The 12,547-nt window shown below is 69.1% G+C and carries 19 protein-coding genes and 1 pseudogene; 1 reads left to right on the forward strand and 19 read right to left on the reverse strand.

All coding sequences use genetic code 11. The annotated features are described in order from the left end of the window. Nucleotides 1–45: 45 nt before the first annotated feature. Genes CLD20_RS08245 through CLD20_RS08255 form a run of 3 tightly spaced genes read right to left on the reverse strand, consistent with a single transcriptional unit; the run spans nt 46 to nt 2,449 of the window. The gene (locus tag CLD20_RS08245; protein WP_224406139.1) at nt 46–963 is read right to left on the reverse strand and encodes a hypothetical protein; all 918 of its coding nucleotides are present in this window, start codon (nt 961–963) and stop codon (nt 46–48) included. After that, a complete protein-coding gene (locus tag CLD20_RS08250; protein ID WP_224406140.1) occupies nt 960–1,238 on the reverse strand; it encodes a hypothetical protein in 279 nt (92 codons plus the stop codon). The genes CLD20_RS08245 and CLD20_RS08250 overlap by 4 nt, the downstream gene beginning before the upstream one ends. A gap of 50 nt (nt 1,239–1,288) precedes the next feature. After that, entirely contained in the window at nt 1,289–2,449 is a 1,161-nt protein-coding gene (locus CLD20_RS08255; RefSeq protein ID WP_224406141.1) for a helix-turn-helix domain-containing protein, read from the reverse strand. A 53-nt stretch (nt 2,450–2,502) separates the two neighbouring features. On the opposite strand from CLD20_RS08255, the gene CLD20_RS08260 reads away from it, so the two are divergent. Further along, nucleotides 2,503–3,216: a hypothetical protein gene (locus CLD20_RS08260; RefSeq protein ID WP_224406142.1), complete on the forward strand. Its 714-nt coding sequence runs from the start codon at nt 2,503–2,505 to the stop codon at nt 3,214–3,216. A gap of 5 nt (nt 3,217–3,221) precedes the next feature. Here CLD20_RS08260 and CLD20_RS08265 read toward each other — a convergent pair whose 3' ends face one another. The 16 genes and pseudogenes from CLD20_RS08265 to CLD20_RS08340 all read right to left on the reverse strand — a co-directional run bounded on the left by CLD20_RS08265 (nt 3,222) and on the right by CLD20_RS08340 (nt 12,547). Then, complete coding sequence (locus CLD20_RS08265; RefSeq protein WP_224406143.1) at nt 3,222–3,566, reverse strand: hypothetical protein; 345 nt, start codon at nt 3,564–3,566, stop codon at nt 3,222–3,224. Then, the gene (locus CLD20_RS08270; protein WP_224406144.1) at nt 3,563–5,131 is read right to left on the reverse strand and encodes a DNA cytosine methyltransferase; all 1,569 of its coding nucleotides are present in this window, start codon (nt 5,129–5,131) and stop codon (nt 3,563–3,565) included. The genes CLD20_RS08265 and CLD20_RS08270 overlap by 4 nt, the downstream gene beginning before the upstream one ends. Then, complete coding sequence (locus CLD20_RS08275) at nt 5,119–5,352, reverse strand: hypothetical protein (protein WP_224406145.1); 234 nt, start codon at nt 5,350–5,352, stop codon at nt 5,119–5,121. The genes CLD20_RS08270 and CLD20_RS08275 overlap by 13 nt, the downstream gene beginning before the upstream one ends. Then, entirely contained in the window at nt 5,343–6,095 is a 753-nt protein-coding gene (locus CLD20_RS08280; RefSeq protein WP_224406146.1) for a phage N-6-adenine-methyltransferase, read from the reverse strand. The genes CLD20_RS08275 and CLD20_RS08280 overlap by 10 nt, the downstream gene beginning before the upstream one ends. Next, the gene (locus CLD20_RS08285; protein ID WP_224406147.1) at nt 6,092–7,648 is read right to left on the reverse strand and encodes an MT-A70 family methyltransferase; all 1,557 of its coding nucleotides are present in this window, start codon (nt 7,646–7,648) and stop codon (nt 6,092–6,094) included. The genes CLD20_RS08280 and CLD20_RS08285 overlap by 4 nt, the downstream gene beginning before the upstream one ends. Beyond that, nucleotides 7,645–8,349: a hypothetical protein gene (locus CLD20_RS08290; RefSeq protein WP_224406148.1), complete on the reverse strand. Its 705-nt coding sequence runs from the start codon at nt 8,347–8,349 to the stop codon at nt 7,645–7,647. The genes CLD20_RS08285 and CLD20_RS08290 overlap by 4 nt, the downstream gene beginning before the upstream one ends. A gap of 125 nt (nt 8,350–8,474) precedes the next feature. Further along, a pseudogene (locus CLD20_RS08295) lies at nt 8,475–8,741 on the reverse strand (DUF2312 domain-containing protein); the annotation flags it as partial. After that, nucleotides 8,738–8,986, reverse strand: a complete 249-nt coding sequence (locus tag CLD20_RS08300) for a hydrogenase maturation nickel metallochaperone HypA (protein WP_224406149.1) — start codon at nt 8,984–8,986, stop codon at nt 8,738–8,740. The gene CLD20_RS08300 and the pseudogene CLD20_RS08295, both read right to left, overlap by 4 nt. Beyond that, complete coding sequence (locus CLD20_RS08305) at nt 8,983–9,537, reverse strand: hypothetical protein (protein WP_224406150.1); 555 nt, start codon at nt 9,535–9,537, stop codon at nt 8,983–8,985. The genes CLD20_RS08300 and CLD20_RS08305 overlap by 4 nt, the downstream gene beginning before the upstream one ends. Nucleotides 9,538–9,540: 3 nt before the next feature. Next, nucleotides 9,541–10,194 carry a hypothetical protein gene (locus CLD20_RS08310; RefSeq protein ID WP_224406151.1) on the reverse strand — a complete coding sequence of 218 codons (654 nt, stop codon included), beginning with the start codon at nt 10,192–10,194 and terminating at the stop codon, nt 9,541–9,543. Continuing rightward, nucleotides 10,194–10,601 carry a DUF4326 domain-containing protein gene (locus tag CLD20_RS08315; protein WP_224406152.1) on the reverse strand — a complete coding sequence of 136 codons (408 nt, stop codon included), beginning with the start codon at nt 10,599–10,601 and terminating at the stop codon, nt 10,194–10,196. Before CLD20_RS08315 ends, CLD20_RS08310 begins: the two co-directional genes overlap by 1 nt. Then, the gene (locus CLD20_RS08320; RefSeq protein WP_224406153.1) at nt 10,598–10,960 is read right to left on the reverse strand and encodes a hypothetical protein; all 363 of its coding nucleotides are present in this window, start codon (nt 10,958–10,960) and stop codon (nt 10,598–10,600) included. Before CLD20_RS08320 ends, CLD20_RS08315 begins: the two co-directional genes overlap by 4 nt. Next, entirely contained in the window at nt 10,957–11,265 is a 309-nt protein-coding gene (locus tag CLD20_RS08325) for a hypothetical protein (protein WP_224406154.1), read from the reverse strand. The genes CLD20_RS08320 and CLD20_RS08325 overlap by 4 nt, the downstream gene beginning before the upstream one ends. Continuing rightward, on the reverse strand, nt 11,262–11,669 hold the full coding sequence (locus tag CLD20_RS08330; RefSeq protein ID WP_224406155.1) for a hypothetical protein: 408 nt from the start codon (nt 11,667–11,669) through the stop codon (nt 11,262–11,264). Before CLD20_RS08330 ends, CLD20_RS08325 begins: the two co-directional genes overlap by 4 nt. 106 nt (nt 11,670–11,775) lie before the next feature. Beyond that, entirely contained in the window at nt 11,776–12,123 is a 348-nt protein-coding gene (locus CLD20_RS08335) for a hypothetical protein (RefSeq protein WP_224406156.1), read from the reverse strand. Between the two features lie 10 nt (nt 12,124–12,133). Then, the gene (locus CLD20_RS08340) at nt 12,134–12,547 is read right to left on the reverse strand and encodes a hypothetical protein (RefSeq protein ID WP_224406157.1); all 414 of its coding nucleotides are present in this window, start codon (nt 12,545–12,547) and stop codon (nt 12,134–12,136) included.

Genomic DNA, 12,547 nt, shown 5'->3' on the forward strand with positions numbered 1-12,547 from the left:
AGTCGCAGTGTCAAGGGCCTTGGCGCCCCCGCCGCCCGGCCGCCCTCAGGAGACGCCCGCCCTCCGGCGGCGCGGCGCTGGCTCCCTCGGGCGAAACACCACGGAAGGCGCGGTTTCCGCCGTCCCGCCGGGGGCGAGCGACAGGTCTGGCAGCACCCGGCCGGCGCGGTGGATATCGGCCTCGCCATCCTCCCCGGAAAGCTCCCAGGGCCGTTCCGGCGGCATCTCCCCGCTCACCTCATGGGCGCCGAGCCGACCGGCAACCGATTCGCGCACCGCCTCCAGCATCGCCCGCCAGACGAGCCATTCGGCCCGGTCGCGGATGATGTGTTCCAGCTTCGGCTCCCAGGTGTACTTGCGATAGGCATCCTTCGGCAGCCGCCGCGAGCGCGGGTCCATCTTTGCGATCTCCTCGCGCCACCAGCCCGAGCCCATCGGCCCCTTCACCCAGCGACGGACATAGGCGGGCGGCGCCGAGCCCTTCCAGTTCGAAGGTCGCACCGGCTTGCATTTCGGCGTCTCCACCTGCCAGCCCGGCCGCCGCCCCAGCGAGGCATGGACGCAGACGAGCTCGCCGAGCCGCCACCGGCAGCCGGGAAGCGTCGTATCCTCGCCGGAAGCCGCCTCCCCCACCAGCGCCTCCACCGCCTCGCCCACCTCCGGCGCCATGTCGGAGACGAGCACGGAAGGCGCCTCGTGCAGAACGGGCGTGCCGCCCGAAAGCGCCACCAGCGCCTCTTCGATGAGGAGCGCGTCGGCATGCGGCGCCTCGGCGAGATGAACGGCATAGGCCTGCGGCCGGCCATCCGAAATCATGTGTGCCCCGGTCTCCCCGGCGCGCAGAACCGCGTCCCAGCCGCCTCCAGACCATACCAGCGGCACGCCCGGCCCGAGAAACTCCCGCTTCGGAAGTTCCTCCTGGAAGGTCCATTGCAGCAGCTTTTCGATCGAAAGGCGCTTCATGCGGAGACCTCGGCGGCGCGGGCATCTTTGGCGGCCTCTGCCTCAAGCCATTCCTCCATCTCGCGAGACCACTTGGCATGTGTCTGCTCCGGACGAACGCGATAGCTGTAGAGCGCCCCCGAAGAGTAACTGCCGTAGCACCCCTCTGTCAGGACGCCGCGCTCGACATCGCTCGCCAGCACGTGCAGCGCTCCGGCCAGGTCTTCGCGCGTATCCGCCCCGAGCTTGAGTATCAGCACATGCGCCCGTTCCGGTGCCTTCCTCGTCTCCGCCATCTCTCGTCTCCGCCGCTTTCCGCCTCTCTCCGATCCCCGCGCCCCGGCCCTCACGGCGGCGCCCTCTGCCCGCCCGCCTCAGTGCGCGCCCCGGCATCCCGCCCCTGCGGCGGCCATTCCGCCGGCGCCCAGAACCACGCCCCGCCCGTATCGGGCTTCAGCGGCCTCAGCCCCCTTTCGCCGGCAAGGTGGCGATACCAGGCGCGCCCGGCCTCGCTGTCGCGCTCGATTTTTCGGAAGCGCGCCGCCTCCGCCTCGCCGGGCAGGTCGTCGGCCCGGCGCGTCGTTCCCGAGCCGGTGCGCACGGCCATCTCCACGATGAAGCGCCGCGCCTCGCCGCGCTCCAGGTCGCGGAAGAGCAGGATCCACCAGTCCCGGCTCCAGGCCGGCACGGCGACGAGCGGCGCCTTGCCGTCCTCCTCGCCCTTCAGCCGCTCCCAGCGCTTTTCGGCAAGGTAGGTGCCGATGGCGCAGGTGCGCTGGCGCGCCATGTTGCGGGCAAAGCCGAGATAGGCCGGAACGCCGGCAAAGGCCGCCTTGCGTTCCTCGGCCGAAAGCGCCTGCCAGGCGGCAAAGGCCCGCTTGTGGTCGTCGACGGGCGAAGTCGGCCATCTGGCGAGAAGCGCCTGGAAGGCGGAATCGGATTCCGGCGCGCCCCCGCCCCCGCCCCCGTCTGCAGGCGCAGGTGCATGCGCGCTCGCGCGCTCTCTCTCAATGGAGGGGTCAAGGGAGGGGTCAGGAGGGGTTGGGTGACATATGGAGTCACCCTTATCCGTCGCCGGTGTCACCCTTTGCGTGTCGCCGGTGTCACCCTTTTCGATGTCGCCCTTTTCCAAGGGTGACATGGTGTCACCCTTATTTCCCGCCGCCTCGGGCGCCGTTTGCCCGGCCTCGCCGGCCCCGGACAGGCCCTCCCAGCCCTCGCGCGCCAGGCGGTGCAGCACGTCGAGATCCATCGCGTATTCCGCCGAATCCCCCGGTCCACGCCCTCCGGCGCGCACCTGTCGGATAAGGCCGATTTCCACGAAGGCCTGCAGCACGCGCTGCACCTGCCGCGTCGAGGCCTCGGCCGCAGTCGCGATCGTCGCCACGGCCGGATAGATGCGGCTGCCGTCGTCCTCGGCCGCGTCCACGAGCTTCAGAAGAACGAGCTTGCGGCAATGCGTGCCCATGCGCGCGCGGAACGCGGCCCCGAGCAGATAGGCGCTCATGGCGCGCCTCCCGGCCGTTGCCAAGTATTGGGGTGCCGGGCAAGAGTAGCGGGATGAAAAGCCTGCCTCTCTGGGTGCGATGGCTGCCGGCCACCATTATCTGTGCCGCAATTGTGGTGGGCGTCGCGCGCCTGTTTACCATGCCCCCTCCCGATCTGCCGCCGGCGAGTGGCGAAAGCCCGGCGAGTGCGCTCGACTATTGGGCCGCGCGCTATCAGGGTCTGGCGGGAGGTGTGATGACACTTTGTGCGGCACTGATTGCCGGCAGTTATGTCATCCGGCAGATGCGCCAATCCAACCGGCATCACCGTGAAATGCTGGACACCGCGTGGAAGGGCCGGGAAGACGAGTGGCGTAAGACAGATGGATCTCTCAGATCCTTCGCGCGCGGTTTCGAGCGACTCGCCGGCGAAAGAATTGCCGTGATCGAAAGCAACGGAGAGCTCCCTGACGCTCGCGCACTTCAGGCGATCACATTTCCCTTCCAAGACATCAGCACTACGATCGATCTCCGCGTAGTAGGTTGCTCGGGTTCCGCGGCGGCTGCGGCCAAAGATCTTGCAGACAGTATCAGCGCCTTCAACAAACAGTGCCGGCGTCTTGAAGGGTTCAGGCACAGCGGAGTGCAACCAGACAGCAATAAATTCCGCGAAGAACTTCGAACACTCCAAAACTTTGCCCGGAACATCGGATATGACGCCAAGCGCGTGATCGAAATGGCGGACTACGCACGCCCGACGCCCCCTCCCGGCACCGAACCCGGATGAATCTCTCATTGCCCGCCCCTCCCCGCTTCCATAGCGCAGAGGATTTCCACCAGCGCGCCGAGCGGGCCTTCCGGCGTGCCGGAAGCGTCGCGCGCGAATGTCTCGCGCATCTCGTCGAGCCGCGCGCCGTGCTGCAGGGCGAAGGAAAGCGCGATGGCGCTGTCGTGCAGCACGATGTCCATGTCGGAGCCGGCCTTGCCGCCGGCGGCCGCCACGAACACCTCGCCGACACGCCCGTCCGGATAGAAGCCGATCGTCGCCTCGAAGCGGCGCGGCGGCACGCCGGCGCGCGAAACGGTAAAGGGCAGCCGCTCCGAGGCCCGGCGATCGGGAAGCGCCTCGCGCGTCATGCCGCCACCTCTTCTTCCGCCGCGCCCTCTTTCTTCACGGCCATGTCGGCGCAGTTGGCCGCGACGAGCGCGCCCGCGGGCGGCGGGGGCACGGCGTTGCCGCACATGCGGATCGCCGCGGTTGCGGTCAGCGGACGCTCCTCCGCCCCGCCGCCAGCATCCCGGAAAAGCCCGCGGTCGATGACGTAGGAATCCGGAAAGCCCTGCGCCCGGAAGAGCTCGCGCGGCGTCAGCATGCGCATGCCGATGTCGACGATCTCGTGTTCGGCCCCCTCGATCGTCACGAGGCCGAAGCGCGGCTTGGCGGTCGCGGTGTGGAGCGGCTCCGAAAGCTCCTGGCCGACGGCCGTCCCGAAATATTTAATCAGGAAGGCACGCACCTGGTCTCTGTGCGTCCCGGTCGGGCTTATCGACCTCCTCGCCTCTTGCATGGCGCCGCGAAGCCCGGCGGAGACCATCTCGGCCGTCACCAGCGCCTGGTTCGCGCCGCGCTGGGTGATGGTGGAGACGGGCTCGCCCGCCCCATGGCCGGTCATGCCGCCGTTGTGCTGGGCGAGAAACACCGCGACGACCTGGTTGGCGTCCTTCGCCGACGCGGTCACGGTGTGCAGCGGCGCATCGGCCGCCCGCGAAGCGCCGCCCTGCTGGGCGTAGGAAACGAACGGCGTCACCAGCATGTGGTGGTTGCCGGTGAGGACGGTCGAGACGGGCGCATCGACGCGCCGCGCCGTGTTGTTCGTCATGTTCTTCACGACGAACGGCTCGGCCGCCTCGATCACGTAGCGCTGCACGCCCCGGGCGATGCGCGCCATGGTGTTCTCGGCGAGCGGCCGGTTCACCCGGATCCCCGTCGCCGCATGAAAAGCCTTCGCCTCCTCGCGGCTCATGAAGATCGAGGGGCAAGGCAGCGAGAAGTCGATGATCTCGGCGGCCGTCCGCCAAGGCTTTTTCCGGCCCGCCAGCACCGCCGGGTCGTCCGGCGCGCCGTGCGTCGGCTTCGACCAGCAGATCTTCCGCCCGTCCCGCCGTGCGATCAGGAAGAACCGCTTGCGGATCGTCGGCGCGCCGTGGTCGCAGGCGCGCAGCTCGCGCCACTCGGCCTTGTATCCCGCTGTGCGCAGCCGCTTCAGCCAGTGCTCGAAGGTATGGCCGGCAAGCTCGCGGATCGGCGTGCCGTCCTCGTAGAGCGGCCCCCATGTCCGGAATTCTTCGACGTTCTCCAGGATGATGACCCGCGGGCGCACTTCTTCGGCCCAGCGCACCACCACCCAGGCGAGGTCGCGGATGTTGCGCTCGCGCGGCTTGCCGCCCTTCGCCTTGGAAAAATGCTTGCAGTCGGGCGAGGCCCAGAGGAGGCCGACAGGGCGCCGCCCGACGACATCGAACGGGCAGACCTGCCAGATGTCCTTGGACAGATGCACGCAATCCGGATGGTTGATCGCGTGCATCGCCAGCGCCTCGGCGTCGTGGTTGATGGCGTAGTCGGGCGAGCGCCCCAGCGCCATCTCGATGCCGGTCGAGGCGCCGCCGCCGCCCGCGAAGCTGTCGACGATCAACTCGCGCATGCCGCCCTCCCGGGCATGCCGAACAGAAAGTCCCGCCCGCCACGCCGCGTTTCCTCGGCATGGGCGCAGGCCGGGCAGAGGCCCGGCCATCCGCCGGTCGCGGCCTTCGAAGGCGAAAGAGCCGCCCGCCAGCCGAAAAGGCGGGCAATGCCCGCCATCTCCGCCTCGCTGGCGGCCGCCGCGCCGATCTTCCTGTCGCAGCCGCTGCAGGTCAGGAGCATGGCGTGCCCTCTAGCCGCCAGAGGCCGCGCCCGAGGCGCTCGAAAGGGCCTCTCTGCAATGTCTGGCGGATCTTCGCCCGTGCGTGGCGGTTGCGGCGCGCCGTCGCCGTTCCGGCGAGCGCCCGGTAGAGCGCCTCGATGGTCGCCGGCCCGTCCTGCAGCGCCATCCATTCCGAGACCGCCTCGCGCCACGTCCGACGCCTCAGCAGAGCCGGAACGAACCGCGGCAGCGTGATGGGCGCAAAGCGTCCGGCAAGGCCGCAGCAGGCGAGTAGGTCGGCGTCGTTGCGTCCGTAGGCCGCGAGCACGCTCGCCGCGCCGGCATTAGCCCTGGCGCGCCGTCCATCCGGATGATGAAAATAAAGCCTCCCCTCGAGAAAAAGCGCCGCGTCGGCCCCGCCAAAGACATCGCGCTGGAACCAGGCCGTGTCGGTGCGCGCGAAAACGAGCGCGATTCCCCTGCCCCCGCCCCGGCCATGCGCGGCCATCTTCGCCATCCAGTTACCGATGACGCTGCGCGCATAGGGCGGGTTGAGGAAGACGCGGCCGAACCATTCGCGGGCAAGCCCGTCCCCATCTTCCCCTGGCGCCTCCACGAAGTGATGCGTGGCGGTCGGCCATGGGCGCGGCTCTGGCGCGGCGCAGGGGTCTAGGTCGAACGGACCGAGAGCGGCCAGCACATGCGGCGGTGTCAGCCAGACCTGCGAACCCGGCGGCGTGTTGTGCGGGTGCGCGCAGCTCACTTCGCCACCTCCAGCCGATAGCCGCCGCCGGGCCCCTTCACCGTCACGAGGCCGGCGAGCTCGCCCCGGCCCCGCGCCCGGTAGACCAGCGAGCCGAGCCGTTCGCGCGCCGCCCTGTCCCCGGCGCCGAAAAGCGCCGCCGCAAGCTCCTCCCGCGGCACCGTCTCGCCCGCCCGGGCGGAAAGCAGCGCCACGAGGCGGCCGAGCGGATCGTTCCTTGAAGCGTCAGGGGGCGGCGCCGCAGCCTCCCCACCTTCTCCCCCGGAGGGAGAAGGTGCCGAGCAGAGCGAGGCGGATGAGGGGGAAGCCTCGGCAGGCTGGGTGCTCGCCCTATTCCCTACGCCCTCTTCCGCTTCATTCCCCCAGGCATCCCACCCCTCCCGCGCCGGCCCGCGGCGGTTGAGCTCGATCTTCGCGAGGCTCGGCCAGAGCCGCTCGATCATCTCGGCGACGGCCTCCGGCTTTTCGGAGTGCTCGCCCTTCCTGGAGCGGAAGACGGAGCGCTCCTGCGTGCCCTGTGCCGGCGCCGGCGGGCTGCCGCGCGTGCCGACGAGCAGGATCTCGTGGTCGACGCGGAACCAGTAGCCCATGCCGAGGCCGGACTCCTTCACCCAGACGGCGGAGCTCTTGTAGGCAAAGCCCCATGCGGCCATCACGCCGAGCGCGTCGGCGAGGTGCGGCACCGTCGCCCAGAGGAAGAGGATCGCATCGGCGGCGGCGATGTCGCCCACTGGCCGCGCCGCGATCTCCTCGGTGGGCGAGACCGGATAGTGGTTGCAGGCCGCCTTCTCGAGCCCGAGATCGGACCAGGCCTTCTGCTCCCATTCCGGATCGGCATAGATCACGCCGTAGCGCCTTTCGGGCAGCGCCTCCTGGCGCGCCCCGAGCTCGGCCTCGCGCACCGTGCGCCGCGCCTTCTTCTCGGCCTGCCGCTCGGCCCGCAGATCCTTCGCGACCCGCGCCAGCGCCTTCTTGCCGTCCGGCGCCCTCGCCACCTCGGCGAAAATTTTCGTCTGCTCGGCGAGCGGCAGCCGCGCGATCTGCGCCGCGGCCGAAACGGCGACAGAACCCCGGTCGACCGCGGCGACCAGCTCCGGCGCGCCATTCTGTGCCACCTGCCGGGCGCTCTTCACGCTTCGCTCGGAGACCGAAAGCATCTCCCCCGCTTCGGCGGCGGAAACCTCGTGCAACTCTGCACGAGGTTCGCGGTCCGTCCTCGCTCCCTGCCGCATATTGGCGACCCGCGCCGCCACCATGGCCCGCTGGCTATCGCTCAGATGCCGCCGGTGCAGGTTGTGCGACAACACGAAGGCGAGCGGATCGGCCGGCGCCTTGCCGGCGGCGACGAGGTCGGCATAAAGGACCGTCTCGAACGGCACGCCGGTCTCTTCCGCCAGTTCGTAGCGGTTGCGCCCGTCGAGGATCATTTCCTCGTAAAGAACGATTGCCTTTTGCACGCCGTGCCTGCGGATGTCCTCCTTCAGCTCGGCGCGCGCCCGGCCCTCGATCATCGGAAAGAGGTTCGCCAGCGGGTGGAAGGGGATGGTCGTCATGGCCGCGCCCCTTGTGAAAACAGCTCGACGCCCCGCGCCGGCCCGACCGGCCGCGCCGCGTCCTCGACAATCGCCGCATCCGCCTCGGGAAAGGCGCGCCGGCGAAGCTGGCGGCACACCGCCTGCGCGATCTCGCGCCCGGTCATCTCCCAGACCATTTGCGTGATGAGGACATGCCGCGTCGGGCGCTTGCCGAACGGCACCTGGTGGGCGCTGGCCTCGGCGATCAGTTCGTCGCGCCAGAGCAGGTCGAGGAGGTAGTAGGCTTGCGGCTGCTTCTGCGACCAGCGCGGCAGGTGCCATCGGTATAGCCCGCGAAAGCCCGTGCCATCGTCGGCATCCGGCGGCGCGCACCACAGCTCGTCGTAGCGGTGTCCGCCGGGACTGTGCAGCTCGTCGGGCGCTGCAAAGCGCGGCTGCCCGTTCTTGTAAGGCGTTCGGTCGAAGTGCTTCTCGTGCGCCACGACGACGACGGCATGCGCGGCGCGCGTAAACTGGCGCACCTGCTCGGCGAGCCGGACGAGCGTGTCGCGCTCCGACTTGATCTCGAAGAGCGTCAGCCGGTCACGCTCCACCGCCGCGAGGTCGGCCCGGCAGCCGCCGCAGACCAGCTCGTGCACCACGCGCGCCTTCGGCATCGCGTCGTGCAGGTGGGCCACGACAGCGTCGCGCAGCTCGCGTTCGGCTTCCGAGCCCGCCATCACGCCGTCTCGCTCGCCCGCCGAGCGGGCTTCGCGGTGCCGCGGCGCCATTCGGCAACCGTCTCGCCATGTTCGTTCTTGGCGGAAACTGCGGCCACGCAACCGGGAACGCCTTCGCCCCCCTCCGCCGCATCGCTCTGAAACAGCGGCAGCGTGCCGAGCGCGCCCATGTAGAGGTCGAGCAGCGCCTCCTGCTCCTGCCGCTCGGCCGGGTCGAGCTTGCGCAGCTTCACCACCTGGCGCATGACTTTCGTATCGTAGCCGTGCGCCTTCGCCTCGCCGTAGACATGGCGAATGTCGTCAAAAAGCTCCTTTTTCTCCTCCTCCAGCCGCTCGATCCGTTCGATGAAGGCGCGCAGCTGCCCCGCCGCAACGCCGCCGGCGCCGGTCATGACGTTTCTCCATTTTCGCTGACGGTTTGCGCGATTGCCTCGTCGGCGACGTTGATCTTGTCGCCGCCGCAGTTCGGGCAGCGCGCGCTTTTGGCGGTCCGCACGAAGACAGGGATCGGCATGGGCAGGTAGGCGACGGTCCAGACATGCCCACAGGCCGTGCAAACGCCCCGGAAAGGCTGCCGCTCCTTCGCTTCCGCACGCTCGGCCGCGCCCCCGCCGGTATGGGTTCCAGCCTTGCTCATTGGCGGGTCTCCTCTGCCTCGTCGCCGTCGGTGATGGGCGTTTTCGGCCAGTGGATGCCGTCGGGATGAACGATGGGGAGAACCGGGGCGCCATCGTCTTCGGGATCCTCGCTTAACCTGATCAGCCCGCGGCGGTCCATTTCGGCAAGGAGGTGGTCGGCCCACCACTGAAACATGGAAAAGGCGAGCGCCAGATCGCCATTGCCAAGCGCCTGGTGGCTCTGCCCGAAACGCGCCACGAAAAAACCGGCCCAGGCATCGGCGCTCTCGAAATCGAAAAGGGGCGCGGGTCCGGCCGCTTCTTCGACCAGTTCGTAGGCGATGCACTTTTCAGGCCCGCAATGGCGCGTCTTCGCCAGCGCCTCGCCGAACGCATAGACGCCCGCCTCCTCAACCTTGCCGGTGTAGCCCGCGCTTCCGGCCCTCCAGTAAAGCTTCCACTCGCCCGACCAGATGCGCACGTTCCGCCCGTGAAAGGCGGCAAGCGCCTTCATCTCGCGGCCTGCGCTTTCGGCTCGCTCGATCCCGGTGAGCGTGATGCGTTTCGGCATGGCTCAAGCCCCTCCATTTTCGCTGGAGGGTTGCTCGCCCGTCTCGCTGGAGTCGTCATCGGCGATCAGCGCCGAAAAACGCTTTTCATCGAGAACGATCACGCGGCGTCTATCTTCGAAGTAGCTCACGACAGTCTGGCGAGCATTCCACTCGCGGATGAACGCAACGAGATCGTCGGCGCCGACGATCTGGTCCTCCGCGCCTTCGTGCATCTCATCGGTTGCGGCCTCCAGGATGTAGTCGACATCAAGATGAAGCCGCCGCGCGGTACAGGGGTGGCAGAACGCCGGAACCGGGTCGTCATAGTCGTGACAGGCCTGCAGCATCGCCGCGATATTGGAGGAATAACCCTCTCCCCACTCGCCATGCCCAGCCGCGTTGACCGGCCCGGTGTAGTCTTCGGCGGAGATGACTTTTGCCTTGCGCAGTTGCTTGCGCAGACGACACCGCGGGCAGGCCGTCCACCCGGCGTCCAGTTCCACCCCGCACTCGCACTGCCTGGGCCTGCAGCACTCTTCGGCGTTTCGCCTCTCGTGAGCGTGAGAGGGATCGCCGGCCACCGAGTTGAATTTCGGCACATACAGGCGGCCGCACTTGCCGCACATGTAGAGAACGATCCTGCCGCTGCCTTTTTCGATGATTTCCCGGACGTCCATCACTCCCCTCCATTGGCGATTTCGAGAAGCACGTCGCCATGGCAGGGCTGCCCCTCTGGGCACCAGCAGGCGAGGTCTCTGCCGGCAAGCTCGGCCCGCGCCGCGGCGCGCAGCCAGGCCTGTTCCGGCCTCGCAATCCATGCGCGGAAACCGGCCGCAAGCTGCGCCCGGCGCACCGTGTCGTCGCGTTCGAGACGGCGCGGTCCGCAAAATGTCTCGATCGAGCGAAAGGCGCCTTTGTCGGTTTCGATGCAGGCGACGAGCGGCGCGCCCTCCGGCGAGACGGGCACGCCGCCGTCATCGAGCCGGCAGGGATTGCCCCATCTCGTCGGCCGGCCGACATAGACGGCATCGCCCAGCCGGAATCCCTTCTCGCGCCGCCGCTGGATGCGCCTGGGGGCTGTCATGACCTGCTTTCCCCCTCCGCCGCATCGTCGAGAACCGCGCCGATCAGTCCCTCGGCCGCGATAGTCGCGATCACCCGCTTTGCCAGCCGCGCCGCGCTCACGCCGCGCCTCGCGGCCTCGCTTTCCAGCGCCCCGATCGAGGCGGCATCGGTGATCGTCAGCGTCACCGGCGCACCCTCCCGGCCGGCAAGACGCGGACGGAAGGCGGCGCGCGCATCGCCGAGGCGCCGCGCATAGGCGACGATGCCGCCCACCTGGTCGTGATTGAGAAGCCCGGTCCGCCGGGCGATCTCGCGCCGCGACAGATCGGCGGCGTAAAGGTCGAGCACGCGCTCGCGAACGGCGGTCGGAAAGGTCAAGACAGCCCCTCCCGAAACAGACCCTCTGCGGCATCCTTCGCGGCAAGGCCTTTTTCGCGCGCCAAATCATCCGGCAGCGCGACGGTGATCGTCGCCCGGCTCCATTGCGCTGCAAAGCGCCCTTCCCTCGAACGATGCGCGTTGTCGGCCCGCCAGGCCGTGAGGCGCGCAAGGTTTTCCGTGTCGAACCGGCAGAGCTTTGCCGGCACATGCTCGGCAAAGCCGAGCTTGCCGTTTGCCGAGACCAGAAACGCCCCGCCTTCGGTCTCGTGATGGAAGACGAGCGTGAGATCGACGCGCTTCATCGCTCACGCTCCGAAACCTCTCCCGTCTTTCTGCTTTCGGGGGAGGGAGAGGTCCGCTGCCGCGAAGCGGCGAGGGGTGAGGGGGAAAACGCGGCTCGCACAGAGATGCCGGCGGCCCCCCGCGCATGCTCCATCAAAAGCGCCCGCACGCTTCCGTAGGCATGCCCGACGAGATGGGAGAATTCCTGCTCGAAGGCGGCGGCCTCGGCGAGCGCCAGGAAGGCGCGCCCGAGCGGCCATCCGGGCCGCTCCGATCCGGGCACGCCGGCGACGCGCTGCTTCAGCGCCAGCCTTTCGGCGACCGACCAGCCCTCAGCCTCCATCTCCGCCTGTGTGGCGGTAAAGTATCCGGGCGGCCGGTCGAGGAGTTCCGCCGCCAGCGCGGCCTTTTCGGCGCCGGTCATCGCCCGAACCGCACAAGATGGTAGATCCGCGCGATCACCAGCGCGCATAGCGCCAGCACCGGCAGGCCGAGGACAATGCCGCAGGCCAGAGCGACGAGGAGCGGGCTCACAGCACCCTCCCCTTTGCCCGCAGCATGCGCCGGCGCGCCACGTCCTGCCGCCGCCTCGCCTTGACCAGCCGGCGCGGATCGTCTTCGGCGCTGTCGGCGCCGTCGCTTGCTCGTCCCGGCAAGGAAAGACCGGCCGTCGAAGCGCGCCGGTTGAGGGGGCGCCCATCGCCGAGCCCGAAAATTCGCCCCGCGATCAGGCTGACGGCCAGGGACCGCAACGGATCGAAAAAATACACATGGGGCTCGAGGTCCGCCGCGTGACGGCGCTTCATCGCCCGCTCGGCCTTCGGCACCTTCGGCAAAAGGCTGAAGGACTTGTCCGCGCCTCTGCACATCTCGCCCATCGTCCCCTCCTCACGCATCCCCGGGCAGCGCGACGCGCGCCCGGCCGAAAGAATCCTTCGAAGAATCGCGGTTCGCCGCCTCGGCCATCTCGGCGTGGCGGATGAGGTCGTCGTGGATCCGGTAGAGCGTCTTTGCCCGCTCCGGCGCGCCGCCCTTGGGCAGAAGCCTTCGCGCCGCGTCCCGCGCCTCACGGGAAGTCAGGGCGAACATCCGCCGCGTGCCGGCGAGATAGGCGAGCACGTGCCAGCCGCCCGCCCCGCCCGTTTCGGCCGGAGCGATTGCGCGCGACCAGCCCCGTCCCGTCACCGCATGGCCGGGCGCCTCCAGCGCCGCGGCGACGAAAGCCTTCGCCGCCTCGGCGCCGACGAGAATTTCCCGCGAGCCATGGCTGTCGAAAAAAGTGCCGGAAGGCCGCCGGGCCAT

It is taken from the genome of Afifella sp. IM 167 (assembly GCF_020144925.1).
GTDB lineage: Bacteria > Pseudomonadota > Alphaproteobacteria > Rhizobiales > Afifellaceae > Afifella.

Bases quoted from the DNA above. Each gene is read 5' to 3' on its own strand.
- CLD20_RS08245 (WP_224406139.1), bottom strand. From the start codon at position 963: ATGAAGCGCCTTTCGATCGAAAAGCTGCTGCAATGGACCTTCCAGGAG.
- CLD20_RS08250 (WP_224406140.1), bottom strand. From the start codon at position 1,238: ATGGCGGAGACGAGGAAGGCACCGGAACGGGCGCATGTGCTGATACTC.
- CLD20_RS08255 (WP_224406141.1), bottom strand. From the start codon at position 2,449: ATGAGCGCCTATCTGCTCGGGGCCGCGTTCCGCGCGCGCATGGGCACG.
- CLD20_RS08260 (WP_224406142.1), top strand. From the start codon at position 2,503: ATGAAAAGCCTGCCTCTCTGGGTGCGATGGCTGCCGGCCACCATTATC.
- CLD20_RS08265 (WP_224406143.1), bottom strand. From the start codon at position 3,566: ATGACGCGCGAGGCGCTTCCCGATCGCCGGGCCTCGGAGCGGCTGCCC.
- CLD20_RS08270 (WP_224406144.1), bottom strand. From the start codon at position 5,131: ATGCGCGAGTTGATCGTCGACAGCTTCGCGGGCGGCGGCGGCGCCTCG.
- CLD20_RS08275 (WP_224406145.1), bottom strand. From the start codon at position 5,352: ATGCTCCTGACCTGCAGCGGCTGCGACAGGAAGATCGGCGCGGCGGCC.
- CLD20_RS08285 (WP_224406147.1), bottom strand. From the start codon at position 7,648: ATGACGACCATCCCCTTCCACCCGCTGGCGAACCTCTTTCCGATGATC.
- CLD20_RS08290 (WP_224406148.1), bottom strand. From the start codon at position 8,349: ATGGCGGGCTCGGAAGCCGAACGCGAGCTGCGCGACGCTGTCGTGGCC.
- CLD20_RS08300 (WP_224406149.1), bottom strand. From the start codon at position 8,986: ATGAGCAAGGCTGGAACCCATACCGGCGGGGGCGCGGCCGAGCGTGCG.
- CLD20_RS08305 (WP_224406150.1), bottom strand. From the start codon at position 9,537: ATGCCGAAACGCATCACGCTCACCGGGATCGAGCGAGCCGAAAGCGCA.
- CLD20_RS08310 (WP_224406151.1), bottom strand. From the start codon at position 10,194: ATGGACGTCCGGGAAATCATCGAAAAAGGCAGCGGCAGGATCGTTCTC.
- CLD20_RS08315 (WP_224406152.1), bottom strand. From the start codon at position 10,601: ATGACAGCCCCCAGGCGCATCCAGCGGCGGCGCGAGAAGGGATTCCGG.
- CLD20_RS08325 (WP_224406154.1), bottom strand. From the start codon at position 11,265: ATGAAGCGCGTCGATCTCACGCTCGTCTTCCATCACGAGACCGAAGGC.
- CLD20_RS08330 (WP_224406155.1), bottom strand. From the start codon at position 11,669: ATGACCGGCGCCGAAAAGGCCGCGCTGGCGGCGGAACTCCTCGACCGG.
- CLD20_RS08335 (WP_224406156.1), bottom strand. From the start codon at position 12,123: ATGGGCGAGATGTGCAGAGGCGCGGACAAGTCCTTCAGCCTTTTGCCG.
- CLD20_RS08340 (WP_224406157.1), bottom strand. From the start codon at position 12,547: ATGGCCCGGCGGCCTTCCGGCACTTTTTTCGACAGCCATGGCTCGCGG.